Origin of the sequence: Streptomyces griseochromogenes (assembly GCF_001542625.1) — a bacterium.
Classification (GTDB): Bacteria; Actinomycetota; Actinomycetes; order Streptomycetales; family Streptomycetaceae; genus Streptomyces; species Streptomyces griseochromogenes.
The window spans coordinates 3,301,981-3,324,044 of record NZ_CP016279.1; the positions used below are offsets into that span (position 1 = coordinate 3,301,981).

Here is a 22,064-nt window from a genome sequence, read left to right on the forward strand (position 1 = left end):
GGTGCGCGCCGCCTAGCGCACCACCGCCCGGGTGAGGTCGAACTCCACGTCCACCACGCCCTCGACGGCCCGCACCAGTCGCGCGGCCACGGGAACCAGGGCGGTGTCGCGGACCCTGCCGGTCAGGGTGGCGACCCCGTCGTGCACCTCCACGCGGATGGCCGAGGACGGCAGCGGGAACAGGTACGGCACGATCTCACGCCGGATCTCCTCGGCGATGTCATCGTCGCCGCGCAGGAAGACCTTGAGCAGGTCGGCGCGGCTGATGATGCCTTCCAGCAGCCCCGCTTCGTCGACCACGGGCAGCCGCTTGACCTTCTCGCGGGCCATGATCCGCGCGGCCTCCGCCAGGGTGGCGTTCGCCCGGACGGTGATCGCGGGAGAGGACATCAGGTCGCCCGCGGTGACCGCGCCCGCCTTCGCCACGTCGGCGGGCCGGCGCAGCAGCGCGCAGCCCTCCTCAGGGCTGTCCCGGAACTCCTCCGTGGGCAGCAGGTCGGCCTCGGAGACCACGCCGACGACCCGCCCCTCGCCTTCGAGCACGGGCAGGGCGCTGACCTCCCGGTCCTGCATCATCTGCACGATCACCTTGAAGGAGGCCCGCCGGCCCACGAAGGCGACCGTTCGGGTCATGACATCGCTGACGATGTGCGCGGTGGCGTACATGCTGCCCCCTGGCGTCCTCGGCGGGCGGGTCCTGCTCTCCCAGCGTGTGCCGCTTCGGAGGAGCGGGGAAGGGGCCCCTCGGCCCCCGGGCGGGCCGTTCGGCCTTCGGCGGCCCGGCGCGAGCGGTCACCGGCCCCGACACCAGGCCCGGTACGCGGCCACCGTGGTGGGCAGCGTCGGGAAAATGTGGTCGGCGCCCACGGAGTCCGCGAGGCCGTAGGCCTCGAGATCGTCCAGCAGGTCCTGCTTCACCCGCGCGAGGGCGAACACGATGCCGCGGCCCGTGAGCTCCCGGCGCAGGTCGTCCACGGCGTCCAGGGCGGTGATGTCGACCTCCACGTTGGCCTCGGTGTTCAGCACGAACCAGCGGACCGGCTCCGGCTGTTCGTCGACCGCGGCCAGTGCCCGGCGCCTGAAGTCCTCCGCGTTGGCGAAGAACAGGGGCGAGTCGTAGCGGTACACGAGCAGTCCCGGGACCGTGTGTGCCTGCGGATAGTCGTCGACGTCGTGCATGCCCGCCAGCCCGGGCACCAGTCCCTCGACAGCGTCGTGCGGCCGTGCCACCCGGGTCAGCAGCTCGGCCACCGACAGCCCGACGGCCACGAGCACCCCGTACAGGATGTCCAGCGCGAGTACGCCCGCCAGACATCCCAGCGCCAGGAACAGCTCACGGCGCCGGAACGACGCGAGCCGGCGAAAGCCCGGAACATCGACCATGCGGACGGCGGCGTAGACCACGAGGGCGCCGAGCACGGCCGCGGGCGTGCGGGTCAGCAGCGGGCTGAGGAACAGCAGAACGGCCAGCACGACCGCGCCCGCGACCAGTGAGTACGCCTGGCTGCGGGCGCCCGCGGAGGCCGCGAGCGCCGTGCGGCTGGCGCTGCTGCTGACGGGGAAGCCGTGGACCACTCCGGCGCCCAGGTTGGCGGCGCCCAGGGCGAGGAACTCCCGGTCGGGGTCGAGCGGTGTCGTCGTGCCGGTGCGGTCGGCGAAGGCCCGCGCGGTGAGGATGAAGTCGGTGTAGGCGACGAGCAGCACACCGAGCGCGGGCAGCACCAGGCGCGGCGACGCGCCCAGGTCGGGCAGCGCCAGGTCCGGAAGGCCGGAGGGCACCGGGCCGATCACCGCGATGCCGTACCGGCCGTCGAGGTCGAAGGCCACCACGGCCGCCGTGGACAGGACCACGGCGAGCAGCGGCCCGGGAAGGGCCGGGAACAAGCGTGCGACGGCGAACAGGAACAGCAGTACGGCGGCGGAGAGGATCACCGTCGCCGGGTCGGCGTGCGGCAGATCCCGGACGAAGGACCACAGCTGGGGGAAGAACTCCGTGCCGTTCGTCCGCACACCGGTGAGCCGGGGCAGCTGGTCCACCGCCATGATCAGCGCCACGCCCGCGAGATAGCCGACCAGGACCGGCCGGGAGAGCAGATCCGCGAGAAAGCCCAGCCGGACCGCCCGGGCCACCAGGCACAGCAGCCCGACCGTGACGGCCAGGGCGGCGGCGAGCGACGCGTAGCGCCCGGGGTCGCCGGCGGCCAGCGGGCCGACCACCGTGGCCGTCATCAGGGCCGTCGTGGACTCAGGGCCGACCGAGAGCAGCGGCGAGGAACCGAACAGCGCGTACAGGGCAAGGGCCGGAAGGATCGCCCAGAGCCCGGCGACGGGCGGCAGACCGGCCACGCCCGCGTACGCCATGACCTGCGGCACGAGGTACGCGGCCACCGTCACACCGGCGATCAGGTCGACCCGGAGGCCGCGTCGGCGGACGGAGAAGGCGCCGAGCCCGGGCGCCGGGAACGGCCTCCCCCGGATCCGTCTGCCCGAGCCTTCGGCCATGAGCCAGTCCTTTGCCGTCCGCTCTCAGGATGCGACGTCGTGCCCGCCCCGCAACCCGCTCACACCCTCCCGCCCCCGGCCACCGTCGCGGCATGGGGCCGGTCGGCCCTCCTCGGGGACGTATGGCCCCTGACCGCCGCGGCGACGATGTCACCACGCTGGAATCGGACACCCACCGGGGAGGTGCACGCCATGGCTCCCAACGTCATCGCAGGCCTCGACGGATCGCCCGAGAGCCGGGCCGCCGCCGAGTGGGCGGCGCGTGAAGCCCTGCTGCGCGGCCTGGCGCTCAAGATCGTCCATGTCTGGGAGCCGGTGCCCGATCACACGGCTCGGGTACCGCAGCTCGGCCCCGAGGCCCACCAGCGCTGGGTCGAGCGGATGCTGTGCGAGTCCGCCGAGGGCCTGCGCCTGCGCCACCTCGGTCTGGAGGTGACCGGCGAGCAGCTCCCCGGCACCGCCGCCGACACCCTGTGCGAGGCGGCGCGCTCGGCCGAGCTGCTGGTGCTGGGCTCGCGGGGCTTCGGCGCGATGGGCGGGTTCGTCTTCGGCTCGGTGAGCCTGTCCGTCGTGGCCCACGTCCGACGACCGGTCGTGCTCGTGCGGGCCGAGGAGCAGGCCGCCGACGAGCACAGGACGGACCCGGCGGGCGTGCCCAGCGCCGCGGCACCCTTCCGGCCCGTGGTGCTCGGCCTGGACATCGATGATCCGGACCACACCCTCCTGGAGTTCGCCTTCGACGCCGCCGAGCGGCGGGAAACGCCCCTGCGCGTCGTGCACAGCTGGCCCGAGCCGCCCACCTCCCTCTACCGCTTCTCCGGAGACGCGGAACTCTACGACTCTCTCGCGCGCCGGCGGGCCGCCGACTTCACCGATGTCCTGCGTCCCTGGCGGCAGAAGTTCCCCGGTGTCGACGTGATCGAGGCGAGCCGGTGCGGCAGCGCCGCGCAGGTCCTCGGCAGCGCCTCGCGCGACGCGTCACTGGTCGTCGTCGGCCGGCGCATCCGCACCGGCCCCTTCGGCGCGCACATCGGCCATGTCACCCACGCCGCACTGCACCACATCACCGTCCCCGTGGCCGTCGTCGCGCACGGCTGACCGTGGCCGCCGGAGCCCGGAGAACCCTTCGGGGTACGAACCGCCGCTTCCCGTCGTCCTGGCCCGGTGTCAGGGCCGCCCCTGGAGGAGCACCTGCCGGAGTTCGGCGGTGCACATCATGTAGCCGTCCGGCGTCGGCAGGCGGTGCAGGTAGTGGGCGAGATCCGCACCCAACGCGAACACCCTCACCGGGGTACCCGCGGCACGCGCGGACTCCACCACCCTGCGCACTCCGTCCAGGACGGCGGGGTGCCGGGGCTGGTAGGAATCGGCCACCAGGTGATTGGTCCGGTCCGCGGCCAGGTAGAACTGCACCAGGTCCTTCGTGCCGACGAACAGTTCGCTCGCGCCCGCGGCGCAGATCGCCGCGGTGGCGTGCACCGCCGCGGGCGTCTCGACGAACGCGGACAAGGGAATGTCCGACGGCACCTCGAGGTGCGTCCTGAGCCGGGTGAACTCCCTCTCGTCGTTGAGAAACGGAACCGAGAGGTGCACGCGGCGCGCATCCTCACCGAGCCGCTTGCGCAGGGAGGCGAGCATGGCCCGCAGCGCGTCCCGGTAGGCGGCCGAACCCAGCAGCCAGCGAGCGCCGTGCAGGCCGAGCTCGGGGTTCGGTTCGACCGCCACCGGGGCCAGCTCGGTGACGCCGGCCGCGTGGTCGGAGCGGAGGTCGAGCAGCCTCAGCACCAGTCGCTGGCCGGGCAGGAGCGCGTCGGCGAACGCGCACAGCCGGTCCGCGACGGCCTGCCCGTAGACCTCGATGCCGGCCGGGCCGCCGTGCAGGGAGTCCAGCGGACGCAGGGCCGCGGCCAGGCAGAGGAACTCCTCCCGGATGAAGAAGCAGTCGACCCGCTGAGCGTCGGGCCCGCACGCGTTGATCGTGTGGATGTCCCGCAGGTCCGCGATGACCGCACACGCCGAGCCGAGAGCGTCCAGCGACGGGGCCGCGGCCCACGGCCCCGAAGCCCCGGTCCTCGCATGGGCCCCGATGACGACCGACTGGCTCTCCAGGTCCAGCGTCACCTCGCCGACCACGTCGGCGAGATCGGCCTGGTCGACGCGGAGCACGGGAATTCCCCTCCCGCGGCAGAGGGACTGCATATGGCCGGTCAGTCCGCCCGAACTGCAGACGACCGCCCGCGCCGTCACGATCGCGTCGTAAAGACCCGCGTCAAGACCAGGGGCGACGAGGATGGATCCCTCAAGTGGACTTCTGGTGCGATTGCAGATGCCTCGTAGCACATTCTGTACACCACCGCTCAAAAGGAATCCCTGAATCCGTCGCCCGTTCAACTAGTACTCCAGTGCGGTCTCGTGATCCATACAGCCGAGTTTGACAGCTGCTATGGCGGGTGTAATGAAGACAGCGGCGAGCAAATGGCGGATCTCCGGGACAGGGCATGGTGACCCATTCCCGCCGGGGCCCGAGCCGAGATCGCAAAACCGGACCGGAGCGCTAGTCTCCCGGTTCTTCGGCGTTCGCCATCCCCAGTTGTCGACGCAGTTGCCGTGGTGTCACGGAGACATCGGTGAGCCGTTCCACGGCGGCCCGGTTGGCGACGATCCTCATCAGGCGGTCGCGCCGGGAAGCGTCCTTCGGAAGGGCCGGAATTCCCTCCATGGACCGGATGCGGTCGCCCAATCTGGAATCGAGCATTTCCCGCTCCCTTCGAGAACGTGTGGCCAGCCTCCTCACTTCCAGAACCACAGCCTCCTCGAATCCACCCCGGGCCGCTTCCTCCATATTGCCGACACCGCCAAGGAATTGAGCCACGTCACGGGCCAATCCGTCCCCACGCAATTCCAGTCGCCCGACGACGTGTGCGGCGACCGCGATCGACTGGTTCTTGATGGAGGCGAGATTGAAGGCGAACGCACCGGTCCGGCCGTTCCGCACGAGTTCGTCGCCCTCTCTCGGCACACCGACCGCGGAGATCGGTCCGGCCGGCTTCCCGCCGGGGCCCAGCAGCGTTCCCTGTCCGTCGACCTCCAGGCCGCGCCCGGTGCGCTCATGGGGTACCGCGATCCCCCTGCGGAGGAGATTCCTCCAGAGCGGCCGGCCGACCCTGCTGTAGTCCCACTCCCTGCCGAAGTTCGACACCACCAGATCGGCCTCGATGGCGTGTCTTTGCCCCGAGGCCGCGACCGAGACGGCCAGCCGCCCCGACTCCGTCGGCCTGATCCGCTCCACCGTGCCGACGAGCAGCTTCACCGGACCGTCGCAGGGGCGCATCGCGCGCTCGATGACGGCCATCGTGTATTCCACCGCGCCGACCCGGAACGCGGCTATCGCCGTACTGAACTCGTCCAGCAGGCCGCGCAGTTCCGATGAGGGAATACGCTCGATGACCCCGGGAAGATGCGGCTCCCACGCCTTGGCCACCCGCTCCGCGATCACCGCCGGGTCGACTCCGGGGTGATCCCGGGCGACCGCCGAGCACGCCGTCTCCCACTCGGACCGGACCCGGGCGAGGAACTCCTCACGGTTCCGGTACGGCTCCAGCAGCGTTTTCGGGCAGGGCAGTCGTAATACCCCGTGCTCGTGGCCGGCCGGGTACGTCCGGAACATCGTCCCGGTCCTGGAGATCAGATGGATGCTCCCCGTGTGCCCCTGGCGCAGCAGCAGGCCCGCCGAGTCGTACGCGCTCAGCACGGATCCGACGATGGCGACGGTCGCTTCGGACGGGAGCGCCGCGAGCTTGCGGACGCCGGCCGCGGAGTACGGGTTCCGCACGAAGGACGGGTGCGTGACCACCTCGGCGGCGAAGGGCGGTTCCCGGAGTTCCAGACCGGTCGCGAGAACGACGTGCTCGGCCCTCAGCAGAGTCGGTTCCGGGCCCTGCCCGGCCCCGAGACCGCTCGCGGACAGCCGGCATGTCGTCACATCGACTCCAGCCGGGCGTACCTCCATGTCGACGGCCTCGCCGTCCGCTTCGACGAGTACGACGCCGGGACAGGCCTCCCGCCTGGCCTCGGCCAACCGCTCGATCAGGTAGTCCTGGAAGATCCGTCGGGGCGCCGGGCCCTGCTCGGCGAACTCGAGCTCGGCCCACGGCTCGGGCCAGCCCCGGCGGTCCGCTTCGGAGTTGGCCCAGCGGACGAAGTCGAGAACGTCCTCCCGGAACACCGACATCCGGCCCGCCTGGATGTTGAACACATGGTCCCAGGGGTTGCCCTCCCGGTGGTAGGCGACACCGGCGGACCGGTAGTCGGAGCGCCGTTCGAGAAGGAGGATCTCGAGCGGCCCGCGCGCGAAGCGGAGCAGTCGAATCGCCGTGGCTGTGCCGGCCAGGCCCGCCCCGACTATCAGCACTCTTGGGCACACGCGTGTTCGACTCATGGCGAAGCCTTCCCCTTCGGCGATGAGAACCCGACTCTGCTGTCTCACGCCCGGCGGGGGTCTGTCCACCCGACGGCCGCGTCCGGTGGTGAACAGCCGCCCCGAACCGCTCACCCGGTTGTTCAGGACGCGGTCTTCGGCCGGCACGGTGAAGTCCGCGAGGATGAGGATCCCGATGAGGCGGCCCTCCTCGAGGACCAGGGGGCGGCCGGAGGAACCGGTCGAGCAGCGCCGGCCACAGCCCGGACAGGTCGCGCCCGCACCGGGTGATGCCGTCCACCCGGACGCGGTCGGGGGGGCGACCACGGCATGTGCCAGTTCGTGCGCCGGCGGTGAGCCGAGGAAGACGACCGCGGTCAGCTGGGCGAGTGCCCGGTGCGGGAGGGCGGGACACTCCCGCCGGGCTCGGTGAGGGGAACAGGCCCGCGGCACCTTCCTCGTCCGGCCGTGAACGTCTCGCGGACAGGGGCCGATGGGCTCGTCACCGGGACGACCGGACCGTGCGCTGCCGTAGCAGGTCCCGGGTGGGTCCCGGGGGCGGCGAAGGCCCGGCCGGCCCCGGGACGAGGGCGGTCAGGGGCGTCGGGCGGGACGGGGCCGGCACCGGTCGGTCGGCGGCGAGGGCCGGACGGCCCATGCGCGGCCCGCGCGCGCCGCCCAAGCTGAAGATGCGGGGTCCCCGCACCGTGCCGGAACCCGGCCCGTGTTCTTCGCCGCGGGCGCGGGAACCCGGGTCCCGCGGCAGACCGACGAGGGTGAGGAGCGTCATGAAAGGCTTCGTCTTCCACGGCCCCGGTCAGGCCTCCTGGCAGGATGTCCCGGACCCGGCCGTCAAGGAACCCACCGACGCGATCGTGAAGGTCGGCGTCGTGACCATCTGCGGGACGGACCTGCACATCCTCAAGGGCGATGTGCCCGAGGTGCGGCCCGGAACGGTGCTCGGCCACGAGGCGGTCGGCGAGATCGTCGAGATCGGCGGCGACGTACGCACCGTCCGGCCCGGAGACCGGGTACTGATCTCCTGCATCACCTCCTGCGGCCGGTGCCGCAGCTGCCGGGACGGCAGCTACGGCCAGTGCCGGGGCGGCGGAGGCTGGATCCTCGGCCACCTGATCGACGGCACCCAGGCCGAGTACGTCCGCGTCCCCTGCGCCGACCTGTCCGTCCACCCGCTGCCCGGCGCCCTGCGCAGCGAGGACGCCGTCCTGTTCGCGGACATCTTCCCGACCTCCTACGAGGTCGGCGTCCTCAACGGACACGTACGCCCCGGCGACACCGTCGCCATCGTCGGCGCCGGCCCCGTCGGGCTCGCCGCGATCGCCACGGCCCGGCTGTTCTCGCCCGAGCGGATCATCTCCGTGGATCTGGCCCCGGCCCGGCTGGAGGCGGCCCACCGGCTCGGCGCCGACGCCGTGGCCGACGCGCACGAGGCGCCCGGACAGCTGGTCGACGATCTCACCAACGGGCTCGGCGCGGACGTGGTCATCGAGGCGGTCGGCGTACCGGAGAGCTTCGAGCTGTGCACCCGCATGGTCCGCCCGGGCGGGCACGTGGCCAACATCGGCGTGCACGGCAGGCCGGCCACGCTGCACCTCGAAGACCTGTGGGCCAGGAACGTGACCATCACGACCGGACTGGTGGACACCCACTCCACCCCCATGTTGTTGCGGATGGCGGCAGCCGGGCGCCTGCCGACCGGGCAGTTGGTCACACACACCTTCCCGCCGGAGAACATGGAGGAGGCCTACGACGTCTTCTCCAAGGCCGCCGAGACCGGCGCGCTCAAGGTGGTGCTCGGCGGGGAGCGGTACGAAGTGGCCGTCCCCGCGGCCTGACGAGAAGAGGGTGAGCGATCATGGCCGGACAGACGAAGGCGAACGTGGCGGCACCCGCGGCGGCCGCCACCGAGACGCCCCTCGGCGACCTGGGCCGTCGGCTCGCCGCCCGGCGGGTGAAACTCGGCCTGACCCGGCGGCAGGCGGCGGCGCGGGCCGGGATGGCGGTCACCTACCTCGGTTACCTGGAGGAGCACCCTGGTGCCGCGCCCGGCACGAGTGCGCTGGTGAGGCTGGCCGAGGCACTGGAGACCACCGTCGGCGAACTCACCGGCGGGACCGTGGACCTGCCACCGGGAACCGGACGGGCCGGGTACGCACCGCAGTTCACCACGCTGCGTCCTGGTGAGTGCCGCACCCTGCTGGCCATGCACGGGGTCGGACGGCTCGCGGTGCCGACGCCCACCGGACCGGTGATCGTGCCCGTCAACTACAGCGTCGTGGACGGCGCGATCGTCTTCCGGACCGCGCGCGGTGCGGCGCCCTCGCTGGCCGACGGTCGCCAGGTGGCCTTCGAGGTCGACCGCATCGACGACGCGTTCAGCCAGGGCTGGAGCGTCCTGGTCCGTGGACCCGCACGCGCGGTCACGGACCCGCAGGAACAGCGGCGGCTCACGGAACGTGCCTACAGCGCTCCCTGGGCCGGAGGCTCCCGCAGCCTGTGGGTGCGCATCGACGCCTTCACCATCACCGGACGCCGGATCACCGTGTGAGGCGGCCCGGAGGCCACGTCTGCGGCATCAGCCGTCCTCCGGCTCGCCGCCTCGCGAGGCGAGCAGGACTCCCGTGATCAGATCGGGACGGATCCGTACCGCGTAGTCCATGCCCGGCTCGGCCGCCCAGGGTTCCAACAGCGCCCGGATGCGCACCAGTTCACCGGGGTCGGTCACCAGCCGGGCGTAGCCCGTGGCCACCACGCTCCAGCCGAGATGCGTGCCGGGGTCGATGGCGTCCGCCTCGTAGGCGACGACGACGCCGGTGCCGTCGGCCTGTTGGGCCTGGGAGGTGAGCGCCGATCCCTCGCACGTGCGGATGACGATGTCGCCGCCGTCCAGGACATGGTTGACCGGACGGACCGTGGGCAGCGCCTGCCGGGTGAAGACGATCCTGCCCATGGACACGCTGCCGAGCAGGCGCAGCGCGTCGGCACGATCGAGGTCGATGCGCCGGTGCGTCGGACGGTTGGTACGGATCATGGCCGGCTTCTTTGCGGGTGTGTCGCATTCCTGCTTGTAGGTGGTGGCGCCCTGTCAGCTGCGGCGAAGTGAGATGCGGGCGGAGCGACACCGCGGGGGACCGGTGCCGCTCCTGTGCTCACTGTCCCTCGGCGCGGGCTCCCCCTCCAGGGCCGATCGGGCCAATGCGAGGGGCCGTTCTCCGGTGCGAAGAGGTGCCGGGAGACCTCCTCCGACAGGTTCTGCTTCCCTCGCCGGTGGCCGGGAAGGCACGGCAGGCCTCCTTAGTGCCGCCGGGGCGGTGTACCGGCTTCCCACAGGGACCGATACGGTGGAAGCGAAACAATTCGACGGCTCCCGCCGCACGTGCCGGGGGACCTGGAGGAGCGTGGTGGCAAGCCCTGAGGAGCCCCGCGTATCGCTGCCGCAGCTGAAGCTCGACGAGCTGCTGGAGGAGCTGCAGGCCCGGATCGACGCGGCGCGAGGCACGCAGAACCGGGTGCACAGCCTGCTGGAGGCGGTGCTCGCCGTCGGCCGGGAGCTGGACCTGGAGCAGGCCCTGCACTCCATCGTGGACGCGGCCGCGGCGCTGGTGGACGCGGAGTACGCCGCCCTCGGCGTCATCGGACCGGACGGCACACGGCTGTCCGCCTTCCACACGGTGGGAGTCACCGAGGAGGAGATCTCCAGGATCGGCCCGTACCCGGAAGGCCACGGCATCCTCGGCGAGCTGATCCGCCACCCCGAGCCGCTCCGCCTCGCGAAGATCTCCGAGCACCCGGCTTCGTACGGCTTCCCGCCGAACCATCCGACGATGAACAGCTTCCTCGGCGTCCCCATCCGCGTCCGCGACCAGGTCTTCGGCAACCTGTATCTCACCGAGAAGCGCGGCGGCGCGGAGTTCGACGAGGAGGACCAGTCGGTGCTCTCCACGCTGGCCGTGGCGGCCGGTGTGGCCATCGACAACGCACGCCTGTACGAGGACTCACGGCTGCGCGAGCGGTGGCTGCGGGCGAACGCGGAGATCACGCACGGCCTGATGTCGGGCAGCGAACGCTCCGAAGCCCTGAACCTGATCGCCGAACGCGCCCGGGAGATCACGGGCTCGGCCCTGGCGGCGGTCGCGATGCCCATGGAGGACGGCGGATCGCTCACCGTCGAGATCGCCGTCGGAATGGACGCGGAAGCGCACCAGGGACTGGTGCTGCCCCTGCACGGAACCCTGATGGGGCTGGCGTACTCCGCCGCCGCCCCGGTCGCCAGTGAGGACGTCGCCCACGACGCCGGGATCTCCCCGGAACCCCCGCGCTTCGCCGGACTCGGCCCTGCCGTCGCCGTCCCCATCGGCACGGGGGAGGGCGGCGTACGGGGCGTGGTCCTGCTGGCCCGCGAGGCCGGCCGGCCCGTGTTCTCCGAGAAGGAGACAGAGCTGGTCCGGGGCTTCGCCGCACAGGCCGCGATCGCGATGGAACTGGCCGAGCGCCGCGCGGACGCCGAGCAGGTCGCGGTGCTCCAGGACCGCGACCGGATCGCCCGGGACCTGCACGACCTGGCCATCCAGCGGCTGTTCGCCACCGGGATGACGCTGCAGAGCGCGGGCCGCTTCATCGAGCATCCGGAGGCCTCGGAGCGGGTGTTGCGGGCCGTCGACGACCTCGACGAGACCATCAAGATCATCCGGTCCACGATTTTCGGGCTGCGGGCGCGCGAGGGCTCTCTCGGGAGCGGGCTGCGGGCCCGGGTCGTCCGCGTGGTCGGCGAGGCGGCTGTGCTGCTGGGCTTCGCACCCAGCGTGCGCATGCAGGGCCTGGTCGACACCGATGTGCCGCGGGAGATCGCCGATCACGTCATGGCTGTGCTCTCCGAGGCCCTCACCAACATCGCCCGGCACGCCCGCGCCGACCGGGCCCAGGTGGTCCTGACGGCAGACGGCGACGAGGTGTTGCTGACGGTCTCGGACAACGGAGTGGGCATCCCGCCCGATGGCCGCCGCAGCGGTCTGCGCAACATGGCCGAGCGGGCCGGGCAACTGGGCGGGCGCCTCGACGTGTCCGGCCCGGACGGCGGCGGCACCCTGCTGGAGTGGCGGGTCCCGTTGCCGAAGTAGCAGGGGCACGGCGGCCGGAGCCGCTCCGCGGTGCCCGCTTCGGCCCCATGTACGGGCCGCTCGGCCCATGCCCGCGGGAGTGGCGCGGCCGCAGGCTGAAGGTGTCGTAGGACGGCATCCGAGCCCGCTGGAGGACGCCATGGACGGCACCGCGACCGTAGTGAACGACGTGATGACCCACAGGGTCGTCGCCCTGCGCACGGGAGCGGCCTTCAAGGACATCGTGAAGGCCATGGGGCAGTGGAGGGTCAGTGCTCTCCCCGTGCTGGATGAGGCGGGACGCGTCGTCGGTGTCGTCTCCGAGGCCGACCTGCTGCCCAAGGAGGAGTACCGCCGACACGACCCCGCCCCGTACGGGCAAACGCGGCGTCCCGCCGACGTGCGCAAGGCGGGTGCGGTGACCGCCGTCGACCTGATGACCGCCCCGGCCGTCACCGTGACACCCGACACCGCCCTCGCCCACGCGGCACGCCTCATGGTGCGCAACGGGCTCAAGCGGCTGCCGGTCGTCGATCAGGAAGGCGCCCTCAAGGGCATCGTCAGCCGTGCCGACCTGCTGAAGGTGTTTCTGCGGGCCGACGAGGACATCGCCGGGGAGGTACGGCGCGAGGTCGTCCTACGGCTCTTCGGCACCCGCGCCGAAGCGGTCCGGATCGAGGTGCGCGACGGTGTCGTGACGCTCACGGGCCGGGTGCGCGACACCGGGCTCGTCCCGCTCGCCGCCCTGCTGGCGCGGGCCGTGGAAGGAGTGGTGGACGTGCGGTGCGCCCTCCTCGGTCCGCCTGGTCATCCGAACGCCGAACCTGATCCGCCGGCCCCGCGGCGGGCGGCCCCCGCCTGACGGCGGAACCCGCATACGGCCTGCCGTCGCCCGCAAGAGCTCCGTCGGATGATCTACCGCCCATCGCCCGCGGTGAGTCGGCAGTCCACGCTCACCACTCCCTCGACACCCCGCACGAGGCGGACGGCGAGAGGAATCCGGGCGGCGTCCGGCACCCGTCCGGTCAGCGTGGCGACGCCCTCGGCGACCGTGATGTGCACGGGCTCGACCGGGGCCGGGAAGAGGAGGTCGACCACCTCGCGCCGGATCTCGTCGGCGAGGTCCTTGTCCGGGCGCAGGAACACCTTGAGCAGGTCGCCGCGGCTGACGACGCCTTCGAGCAGACCCTCGGCGTTCACCACGGGCAGCCGCTTGACGCCGCGCAGGGCCATGACGCGTGCCGCCTCGGCGAGCGTCGCGTCGGCATGGACGGTGAGAGCCGGAGCGCTCATCAGTTCCTCCGCGCTCGCCGCCCCGGCCTTGGCCAGGTCGGACAGCCGGCGCCGCTGGGTGAAGCGGTCCGGGTCACTGTCCCGGAACTCCTCCTTGGGCAGCAGGTCGGCCTCGGACACTACCCCGATCACCCGGCCATCGCCCTCCAGCACGGGCAGGGCGCTGACCTTCCACTGGTCCATGCGCTCGACGATCTCCTTGAACAGAGCCGCGCGGCCCACCGCGACGACGGCACGCGTCATCACGTCACCCACCCGGTGCGCGCTGCCGAGCATGCCGCCCTCCTCGCGGGGCCGGGTGGTCACGTCAGACCACCGCTGCCGTAGGGGGCGTAGAGGTCGAGCAGCCTGATCCGGGAGGCGTGCAGCCGCTGGGCGACCACCCGCCCGACCCAGACCGCGATCGCCCGGCCGAACTCGGGGTCGGCGGCGCACATCGTCCGGACCGACTCGGCGTCGAACTCCCAGGCCCGAACGGGGCTCGTCGCCTCGGCGCCCAGATGCCAGAGGCGGGGCTGGAAGTGCCAGGACCAGCCGATCAGTTCTCCGTGCCCGAGCGTCTCGATGACGGCGGGACGGCGGCCGGGAACGTGCAGGTCGAGGCTGACGGTGCCGGTGCGGACGATCCAGAAGCGGTCGGCGCGCCGGCCCTCCTCGAACAGGCGGGTCCCGGCCTCGAAGGAGACCTCGCGGGCGAGGTCCATCAGCCGCTCGCGGTACACGGGCTCAAGGGCCGTGTTCATGGTGGTGGCGGAGGTCATCGCACCGGCTCCCTTCATGCCGTCTGCTTCCAGCGTGTCCGTGTCCGTGCCCCGCCGCCACGGGCCGCTCGGCTCCGGCCAGGGCCTTTCGGCCCATGGCACCGATCGTCCGGCACCGGAGGCCGGGCCCGGGACCCGTCGGGGCTGTGCCAGGGGCTTTCCGGGGACATCCCGGATGCCGTGGCGGCGGGGAGAGCGGAAGTACCGTCATCGCGCTCACCACTGCTGCGACGGCATGCGTGGCAACGGCCGTCCTTCGATCGTGGTCTGCGTCCCGGCGAAGCACTCCGGTGTGAGCGGGCCGACGGCCGGCTCGGCCGGCCAGTAGGTGCCCGCCCGTAGGTACCCTCCACCCACTTCGCCGCCGGGGCCGGCCGACGGACGAGGTGCCTCCGTGTGCAGGGCGGTCATGGCCGAAGATGCCGAGCAGAAGGGGGGCGGAGGCAGAGACCCGCTTCCCCGGTCCGGTCGGCAGTCGTCCGATGCCGTGCCGGGCCATCAGCCGGGCGGCCTCCGGCAGGGCCGCCTCCGCCGGGACCGTCACGGCCGGCGCCATGACGGCACCGACCTCGGTGGCTCTCATCATGGACCCCCTTCAGCGCAGCCGGCGCAGGTAAGGATCGTGGAGGTGGCGCGGCACGAGCCGGACGCGGACGTCGAGTGCGGTGACGCCGTGCGGCCCGGCCAGGACGGGGCTGAGGTCGGCCTCCGTCAGTTCGGGCAGGTCGGAGGCCATCCGGGAGAGCCGGTGCAGCAGTTGTTCGAGGCCGCCGAGGTCGGCGGCGGGGCTGCCGGCGTAGCCGAGCAGCAGGGGGGAGCAGCGCGGCGAGGTGAGCAGATCGTGCACGTCGAGGTCGGTGAGCGGGGCGAGCCGGGCCGCGTGGTCGGCGAGCAGCTCGGTCGCCGTTCCGCCGAGACCGAACACCACCAGGGGTCCGAAGACCTCGTCCTGGACGACCCCGGCGAACAGTTCGGTGCCGCGCTCGGCGAGTGGCTGCACCACCACCCCGGTCATCCGGTCGCCGAACCGGGTGACCAGATCGCGGTGGGCGGCCCTGACCTGGGAGGCGTTCTGCAGGTCGAGGTGGATGGCGCGCTGCTCGCTCTTGTGCAGCAGACCGGGCCAGTACGCCTTCATGACGACCCGTCCGTCGGGGCCCGCGAGCCGTTCGGCTGCGGCGACCGCCTCGTCCTCGTCCCGGGCCCAGGCCCAGGGGATCTGCGGGATGCCGTAGCAGTCGAGCAGCGTGGCCGTCGTCCGCGGATCGAGCAGGCCGCCTTCCGGGTTTCGGTCCAGGAAGGCGGCGGTCAGGTTCTTCGCGCGCCCGGTCTCCACGTCGGGCAGCTCCGGTACGGCGCCGGGCAGCCGGGCGAGCCAGTCGGCGCGGGCTGCCGCATGGGCCAGGGCACGGGCGGCGTCCTCGGCGTCGGAGTAGGCGGGCACGGCGCCGCCGTCGGCGGTCGGCAGCAGCTCGACGCGGGCGGCCTGGGCGGGCAGCACCGCGACGACCGGGCGGGCGAACGGTCCGGGGGCCGAGGTCAGGACGCGTACCGGGTCTTCGCCGGTGGCCGCCGCGACTGCCGTGGGGACCAGGCTCACGAGGACGGCGTCGACAGCGGTGTGCCGGGCCAGAAGGCTTGTGCACTGCCGCAGTTGCTCCTCACCGACGGTCGGCGTGACGTCCACGGGGTTGGCCGCGGTGGCGCCGTCGGGGAGTACGGCGAGGAGCGCGTCCACCAGGTCGGCGGCGAGCCGTGGGACGACCAGTCCGGCGTCCACGCACGCGTCGGCGGCCAGTACACCGGCCCCGCCCGCGTTGCTGACGACGGCGATCTTCGTGCCGTGGGGGAGTGGCTGGGTGTGCAGGAGGGCGGCGGTGCCGAGGAGTTCACCGATGGTGCGGGTGGCGCTGATGCCGGCCTGGGTGAACAGGGCCTGCCGGGTCATGGTCGGGGTGGCCGCCGCCGCGGTGTGCGAGGCCGCGGCCCGCCGCCCGGCCTCGGAACGGCCCGCGTCCACGGTCAGCACCGGCATGGCCCGGGCCACGCGGCGGGCGGTACGGGAGAAGGCGCGGGGATTGCCGAAGGACTCCAGGTGCAGCAGTGCGAGGTCGGTGTACCCGTCGCTCTCCCACCACTGGAGCATGTCGTTGCCGCTGACGTCGTACTTGTCGCCCAGCGAGACGAAGGTCGACACGCCGATGCCGAGCCGGGCCAGTCCGTCCAGCAGCGCGATACCGACACCGCCGGACTGTACGGCGATTCCGGCCGTGCCGGGCCCGGGGCGCCGGGCGGCGAAGGTGGCGTTCAGGTGGACCTCGTCCCCGGTGTTGGCCAGGCCCAGGCAGTTCGGCCCGACGAGCCGCATGCCGTGGCGTCGGCAGGCGCCCATCAGAGCCCCGCTCTGATGGGTGTCCAGACCCGCGGACACCACGAGCAGCGCGCGCACGCCGGCCCGCCCGCACTCCTCGGCCACCTCGGCGACGGCGGCTGCCGGTACGGCGATCACGGCCAGGTCGGGCACGTGCGGCAGGTCGGCGACGGACCGGCGGGCGTGCACCCCGGCGATCGCGTCGGCCTCGGGGTGGACGGCGTACAACCGCCCGGTGTAGCCGCCGCCGTGGATGTTGCGCAGGATGGCGCGTCCGACGGATCCCGGGGTGCGGCCCGCGCCGATCACCGCGACCGTGCCGGGCCGCAGCAAGGGCCGCAGGCTGGCGGTGCCGGCCAGCCTTCCCCGGGACTCGACGGCGCTCAAGTAGGTCTCGTCCTGGGTGAGTTCGACCGTGCAGTGCACCTCGGGCCCGTCGAAGCGGCGGGTGACGCGCAGCCCCAGATCGTGGAAGACCTTCAGCACGTCGTGGTTGTCCGCCAGGGCGTCGGCGCTGAACGCGGTGACGCCCGCCCTGCGCGCGGCGTCCGCGAGATGTTCCAGCAGAAGGGTGCCCACTCCGCGCCGGTGCCAGCCGTCGGCCACGGCCACCGAGATGTCCGCGGTGCCACCGCCCGGCAGGACCTCGTACTCGGCCAGCCCCACGAGCCGCCCGTCGCGCTCGGCGGCCAGCGCACGGTATCCGGGGCGATCCTCCCCGGCCACCCGCTCGGCGGCCAGGCGTGCGGAGGCCGGGCTGACGCAGAAGAACCGCAACCGCAGGTTCTGCGGTGACATCTCCTCGTACAGCCTTTCCACCTCTTCACGATCCGCCGGACCCGCCTGCCGTATGCGAACGGTGGTTCCGTCGGCCAGCAGGGCATGCACCGGGACTTCCCGGACACCGGTCATCACGAACTCTCCCTCCGGACGATTCCGCCTTCAGCGTCCGGCGGCGGGCCCCGGCCGCACAGGGGCTGACCGGGCCCTGGGAGGGCCGAGTGGCCCTCCCAGGCGCGTCGGTCCCAGCCGGCGGCAGGCCGAGGTGGGCGACGGGGGTGGTCGGGGTCCGGCCCTCTCCGGGGGGGGGCGGGTCCGGCGGGACGGTTGCTCCACCGGCGAACTGCTTTTGCCGGTCCGGCAACACCACTGGCCCGCGTCCGGTGTGCCGTCGCACGCTGACGGCATCGCGACGAGAGGGTGACCACCATGGCGCACGATCACCACCGGCACGAGCGGCACGGGCACGCAGACACGCACGGGCACGGCACCGGCACCGACATCGACTGGAACGAGATGGCCCCGCTGCTGGAGACGCAGGCGGAGCTGTTCACGCCCGTCTACGAGCGGGCCATGGCCTGGCTGGCCAAGGAGGTGACCGAGCCGGGGCTGATCGTGGACGCGGGCAGCGGGCCCGGTGTCGTCTCGTGCCTGTTCGCCGAGGCATTCCCCGGCGCCCGGATCGTGGCCGTCGACGGCACCGAACCGCTGCTGGAGCGCGCCCGCGCCCGCGCCGTACGGCAGTCGGTCGCCGACCGCTTCGACACCCTGGCCGGTGAACTGCCGGACGTACTGGACGAGTTGGACTATCCGGCCGATCTGCTGTGGGCCAGCCGCAGCCTGCACCACCTCGGCGACCAGCGGGCCGCGCTCGCCGCGTTCGCCGCCCGGCTGGCCCCCGGTGGCACCCTGGCCCTGCTCGAGGGCGGCCTGCCCGCGCGCTTCCTGCCCCGGGACATCGGCATCGGCCGCCCCGGACTCCAGGCGCGGCTGGACGTGGTGCAGGAGGACTGGTTCGCCCGGATGCGGGCCGACCTGCCCGGCTCCGTCGCCGAGACCGAGGACTGGCCGGCGCTGCTGACCTCCGCCGGTCTGAAGCACACCCGCACCCGCAGCTTCCTCCTGGACCTGCCCGCGCCCGCGACCGAGCGGGCCCGCGCCCACGTCGCCGCCTCCCTGTCCCGGCTGCGCGACGCCGGCAGCGAGGACCTGGACGCCGAGGACCTCGCCACCCTGGACCGGCTGCTCGACCCGTCCGACCCGGCGAACGTGCACCGCAGGCCGGACGTGTTCGTCCTCGCCGCGTACACGGTCCACACGGCGGTACGCCCCGTCTAGTGCCCGCGATCCCGTCCGTCCCGCTCCACCGGACAGGCCCCGGCGCCGCCCTTCAGCACCGCCCGGGCCGTGCGTACGCCCGCTGGCACCGCGGCGCGCGGCGGCCACGGTCTGCGCCCGCGCCCACGGGGGCCTCATCCGCGCCGCCCGGCACCGCTACCTCCCCTCGGTCCCGTACCGCCGTACCTGCGACGGGACTTGACTTGGAGAGCCCTCCAAGTGATGGACTGCCCGGCGTTCATCGACAGACACAGGGGGAAACCGTGAACGACTCTCCGGTCGCGCTCATCACCGGTGGCGGCAGCGGCATCGGTGCCGCCGTCGCCCGGCAGCTGCTGGACGCCGGGTACCGGGTCACCGTCACCGGGCGCGGCGAACGCAGACTGCGGGACTTCGCCGACGGTCTGGGCAATCCCGGCGGACTGCTGACGGTCGCCGGCAGCGCGTCGGAGTTCGACGACGTGCGGGACGCCGTCGACCGCACGCTCAAGGCGTACGGCCGACTGGACACGGTCGTCGCCAACGCCGGCTTCGCCACCCACGACACGGTGGCCGACGGCGACCCGGCCGGCTGGACCGAGATGGTCCTCACCAACGTCCTCGGCCCGGCGCTCCTCATCCGCGCCTCGGTCGAGTCGCTGAAGGGGACCCGCGGCCGGATCGTCCTCGTCGGCAGCGTCGCCGGGTTCGTGAACACGCCCGGCAACATCTACGGGGCCACCAAATGGGCGGTCACCGGCCTCGCCGAGAACACCCGGCGCCAGGTCACGGAGTTCGGGATCGGGGTCACGCTGGTCGCCCCCGGCCGGGTGGAGACCCCGTTCTGGGACGGCAACGGCAGCCTGCCCCCGGGGCATCTCCTGACCGCGGACCAGATCGCCGAATCGGTGGTCTGGGCGATCCGGCAGCCGGCCGGGGTCGACGTCAACACCGTGGTCGTACGTCCGCTGGGTCAGGCCAACTGACTCGGATCGGTGGTCAGTTGTCGGCGAGGAACTGCTTGGCCAGCTGGTCCCCGAGCGAGACCGCCGCGCTGTGGCTCTCGATCGGGGAGGTCTTGGAGTTCTTGAACAGGATGTACGTTACGCCGGAGTCGACCCCGCCGCTCGCCGGGTCGGGGTCGATGCCGAGCGCCTTGGCGGTGGCGTACGAGGCCTCGCCGATGATCTGCGTGGGGCCGGTGTCGCCGACGACGGCGTACTCGACCTTGTTGTTGTAGATGACGGCGACGACACCGCCGCCCTTGATGCCGGCGCTGGAGTAGTTCCAGATGCTGCTGGAGCTGGGCACGACGACGTACGGCAGCGACTCGGCCTTCAGCGGCGAGCCGTTGGACTGGTGGAAGGCCGTGTCGTTCTGGAACCAGGGGTCGCGGTCCTCGTTGCAGTTGGTGGTGCGCTGGCCGTCGCAGTCGATGTCCATGTCGGCTTTCCAGAACACCGCGCCGTTCTTGCCGCACACGGGGACCGTGGCCGAAGTCTCGTCGTCCGTCTTGTACTTGCCATTGGATATCTGCGAGCAGGACTTCACCTTGGCGAGCAGGTCGGCCGCGCCGACCGAGCCCTCCTGGGGCGAGGCCGGGGCGCTGGGGGAGGCGCTGGCGGGGAGTACCGCTGCGGTGAGGAGGGCGGCTCCGGAGGCCGCGGCGAGGGTCAGTGTTCGAAGGCGCACTGTGGGGGACCCTTCTGTTAGGAAAGTTTCCTTACCGAGTGTCGTACAAGGTGGCCCCGTCCGCATGTTCTCGTCAACCCTTCGGGGGAAAGTCGGGCGCGCTGTGCTGTTTGCGCTGTTCTGTCCACCGGGAAACACTGGTCATGTCGAGCTGGGAGGCGACATGCCATGTTCGTACGCGGCATCTATGTGACCGGCGATCCCGCGAAGATAGACACGGCCGTCCGGGCGCTGAACAGCGAAGGGCGGGACCTGCTCGAAGAGCGTCCGGGCTACCGGGGGGCCGGGGTCTTCGTGGACCGGGAGCTCGGCAAACTGCTGGGGGAGAGCTGGTGGGACTCCGCCGATGCGCGGCGCAACAGCGACGAGGTCATGCGCACGCACAGGCAGGCGCTGCTGGAACCGTTCGCGGGCACCCTGGCGGTGGAGAACTACGAGGCGGCGGTGGTCCGGCCGGTCCAGGCGCCGAGGGTGGGCGGCGGACTGCGCGTCACCCGGTTCGAGTTCGACCCCCCGGACGCCGACGCGATCGCCGACATGTTCCGCTCGGCCGTGGTCCCGCGTCTGGAGGCCCTGCCCGGGCTGGCCAGGGTCACGCTGTTCCTCGACCGGGAGCGTGGTACGGGCCGGGTCGGCGCCCTCTTCACCGACCGTGCCGCACTGGTCGCGTCCCGGGCCGGCCAGGCGGAGGCCCGGCACGAGGTCGCGACCAAGGCGCGGGTGAGGGTCACGGGCCTGGAGGAGTTCGAGGTGGTGCACTCGGAGGTGCGCCTCAACTGACCCGGGCCGCACGGGGTTCGGCGGCGGCCGTCCGCTCCGCCGCCGGGGCGGTGCGGACGGCCGCGCGCCGTGCCGGGGTCAGGCCAGGTTGAAGGTGGCCGGGTCCGGGCCGATCCTCCGGTCCTCGTTCAGGGCGCTGATCGCCGCGAGGTCCTCGTCGTCCAGGCTGAAGTCGAACACCGCGATGTTCTCCCTGATCCGCGACGGCGTCACGGACTTCGGGATCACGATGTTCCCCAGCTGGACGTGCCAGCGCAGCACGATCTGCGCCGGGGTGCGGCCGTGCTTCTGTGCGATGGCGACGACGGCCGGCACCTCCAGCAGGCCCTTGCCCTGGCCGAGCGGCGACCAGGCCTCGGTGGCGATGCCCTGCTCCCCGTGGAACGCGCGCGCCTCGTGCTGCTGCAGGTGCGGGTGCAGCTCGATCTGGTTGACGGCCGGGACGACCGAGGTCTCCGCCGTCAGCCGACGCAGGTGCTCGGGCAGGAAGTTGGACACGCCGATCGCCTTCGCGCGGCCGTCGGCGTGCAGCTTCTCGAACGCCTTGTAGGTGTCGATGTACTTGTCCTTGGACGGCACCGGCCAGTGGATCAGGTACAGGTCCACGTAGTCGAGGCCCAGCCTCTCCAGCGACGCGTCGAACGCGCGCATCGTGAGGTCGTACCCCTGGTCGTGGTTCCAGAGCTTGGTGGTGACGAAGACGTCCTCACGGGGCAGGCCGGAGGCGGCGATGGCCTTGCCGGTGCCCTTCTCGTTGCGGTAGATCGCAGCCGTGTCGATGCTGCGGTACCCGGCCTCGAGTGCCGTCGCGACGGCCTGCTCGGCCTCGTCGTCCGGCACCTGCCAGACGCCGTAGCCCAGCTGGGGCATCTCGACGCCGTTGTTGAGGATGATCGGGGGGACCTTGCTGCTCACGGGCCTCTTGATCCTTCGGTTGTCGACATGTGGTACTCACATGGTCAACGATCACGGGCCCGGATGCATTCCTGACCGCGGAATCCGTGCCAACTGACCGGCGAGTCAGTTCCGGGGGC

Annotated in this window: 18 protein-coding genes; 8 read left to right on the forward strand and 10 right to left on the reverse strand. The window is 72.3% G+C overall.

The window, feature by feature from the left end; genetic code table 11:
• Positions 1–12: 12 nt before the first annotated feature.
• Complete coding sequence (locus tag AVL59_RS14145; protein WP_067303649.1) at positions 13–666, reverse strand: CBS domain-containing protein; 654 nt, start codon at positions 664–666, stop codon at positions 13–15.
• Between the two features lie 126 nt (positions 667–792).
• Positions 793–2,502: a SulP family inorganic anion transporter gene (locus tag AVL59_RS14150; RefSeq protein ID WP_067303652.1), complete on the reverse strand. Its 1,710-nt coding sequence runs from the start codon at positions 2,500–2,502 to the stop codon at positions 793–795.
• Positions 2,503–2,694: 192 nt separating this feature from the next.
• Between AVL59_RS14150 and AVL59_RS14155 the strand changes: the two genes are divergently transcribed.
• A complete protein-coding gene (locus AVL59_RS14155; RefSeq protein ID WP_067303654.1) occupies positions 2,695–3,600 on the forward strand; it encodes a universal stress protein in 906 nt (301 codons plus the stop codon).
• A 69-nt stretch (positions 3,601–3,669) separates the two neighbouring features.
• On the opposite strand, the gene AVL59_RS14160 is transcribed toward AVL59_RS14155, so the two are convergent.
• The gene (locus tag AVL59_RS14160; protein ID WP_372450382.1) at positions 3,670–4,842 is read right to left on the reverse strand and encodes a putative PEP-binding protein; all 1,173 of its coding nucleotides are present in this window, start codon (positions 4,840–4,842) and stop codon (positions 3,670–3,672) included.
• 214 nt (positions 4,843–5,056) lie between these two features.
• Positions 5,057–6,940 (reverse strand): FAD/NAD(P)-binding protein, encoded by a 1,884-nt coding sequence (locus AVL59_RS14165; protein WP_067317257.1) that lies wholly within the window; start codon positions 6,938–6,940, stop codon positions 5,057–5,059.
• A 767-nt stretch (positions 6,941–7,707) separates the two neighbouring features.
• Here AVL59_RS14165 and AVL59_RS14175 point away from each other — a divergent pair.
• Positions 7,708–8,775 (forward strand): zinc-dependent alcohol dehydrogenase family protein, encoded by a 1,068-nt coding sequence (locus AVL59_RS14175; RefSeq protein ID WP_067303661.1) that lies wholly within the window; start codon positions 7,708–7,710, stop codon positions 8,773–8,775.
• Positions 8,776–8,795: 20 nt separating this feature from the next.
• Positions 8,796–9,488: a helix-turn-helix domain-containing protein gene (locus AVL59_RS14180; RefSeq protein ID WP_067303664.1), complete on the forward strand. Its 693-nt coding sequence runs from the start codon at positions 8,796–8,798 to the stop codon at positions 9,486–9,488.
• A 27-nt stretch (positions 9,489–9,515) separates the two neighbouring features.
• Here the strand turns inward: AVL59_RS14180 and AVL59_RS14185 are convergent, their stop codons facing one another.
• Positions 9,516–9,971: a pyridoxamine 5'-phosphate oxidase family protein gene (locus AVL59_RS14185; protein ID WP_067303667.1), complete on the reverse strand. Its 456-nt coding sequence runs from the start codon at positions 9,969–9,971 to the stop codon at positions 9,516–9,518.
• 370 nt (positions 9,972–10,341) lie between these two features.
• Here AVL59_RS14185 and AVL59_RS14190 point away from each other — a divergent pair, with 370 nt between their 5' ends.
• Complete coding sequence (locus AVL59_RS14190; RefSeq protein ID WP_067303670.1) at positions 10,342–12,057, forward strand: sensor histidine kinase; 1,716 nt, start codon at positions 10,342–10,344, stop codon at positions 12,055–12,057.
• Between the two features lie 139 nt (positions 12,058–12,196).
• Positions 12,197–12,898, forward strand: a complete 702-nt coding sequence (locus AVL59_RS14195; protein ID WP_067303673.1) for a CBS domain-containing protein — start codon at positions 12,197–12,199, stop codon at positions 12,896–12,898.
• Positions 12,899–12,951: 53 nt separating this feature from the next.
• Here the strand turns inward: AVL59_RS14195 and AVL59_RS14200 are convergent, their stop codons facing one another.
• The 3 genes from AVL59_RS14200 to AVL59_RS14210 all read right to left on the reverse strand — a co-directional run bounded on the left by AVL59_RS14200 (position 12,952) and on the right by AVL59_RS14210 (position 17,373).
• Positions 12,952–13,605 carry a CBS domain-containing protein gene (locus tag AVL59_RS14200; RefSeq protein WP_067317258.1) on the reverse strand — a complete coding sequence of 218 codons (654 nt, stop codon included), beginning with the start codon at positions 13,603–13,605 and terminating at the stop codon, positions 12,952–12,954.
• Between the two features lie 26 nt (positions 13,606–13,631).
• Positions 13,632–14,090, reverse strand: a complete 459-nt coding sequence (locus AVL59_RS14205; protein WP_067317260.1) for a cyclic nucleotide-binding domain-containing protein — start codon at positions 14,088–14,090, stop codon at positions 13,632–13,634.
• Between the two features lie 595 nt (positions 14,091–14,685).
• Positions 14,686–17,373 (reverse strand): bifunctional acetate--CoA ligase family protein/GNAT family N-acetyltransferase, encoded by a 2,688-nt coding sequence (locus tag AVL59_RS14210; RefSeq protein WP_208870373.1) that lies wholly within the window; start codon positions 17,371–17,373, stop codon positions 14,686–14,688.
• Between the two features lie 297 nt (positions 17,374–17,670).
• Between AVL59_RS14210 and AVL59_RS14215 the strand changes: the two genes are divergently transcribed.
• Together AVL59_RS14215 and AVL59_RS14220 are read left to right on the forward strand one after the other, a co-directional pair.
• On the forward strand, positions 17,671–18,579 hold the full coding sequence (locus tag AVL59_RS14215) for a class I SAM-dependent methyltransferase (RefSeq protein ID WP_067317262.1): 909 nt from the start codon (positions 17,671–17,673) through the stop codon (positions 18,577–18,579).
• Positions 18,580–18,842: 263 nt separating this feature from the next.
• Complete coding sequence (locus AVL59_RS14220; RefSeq protein ID WP_067303679.1) at positions 18,843–19,544, forward strand: SDR family oxidoreductase; 702 nt, start codon at positions 18,843–18,845, stop codon at positions 19,542–19,544.
• A gap of 13 nt (positions 19,545–19,557) precedes the next feature.
• Here the strand turns inward: AVL59_RS14220 and AVL59_RS14225 are convergent, their stop codons facing one another.
• Positions 19,558–20,250, reverse strand: coding sequence for a glycoside hydrolase family 75 protein (locus AVL59_RS14225; RefSeq protein ID WP_067303681.1), 693 nt, complete (start codon positions 20,248–20,250; stop codon positions 19,558–19,560).
• 168 nt (positions 20,251–20,418) lie between these two features.
• Between AVL59_RS14225 and AVL59_RS14230 the strand changes: the two genes are divergently transcribed.
• Positions 20,419–21,030: a hypothetical protein gene (locus AVL59_RS14230; RefSeq protein WP_067303683.1), complete on the forward strand. Its 612-nt coding sequence runs from the start codon at positions 20,419–20,421 to the stop codon at positions 21,028–21,030.
• Between the two features lie 78 nt (positions 21,031–21,108).
• On the opposite strand, the gene AVL59_RS14235 is transcribed toward AVL59_RS14230, so the two are convergent.
• The gene (locus tag AVL59_RS14235; RefSeq protein ID WP_067303686.1) at positions 21,109–21,945 is read right to left on the reverse strand and encodes an aldo/keto reductase; all 837 of its coding nucleotides are present in this window, start codon (positions 21,943–21,945) and stop codon (positions 21,109–21,111) included.
• Positions 21,946–22,064: the final 119 nt, after the last annotated feature.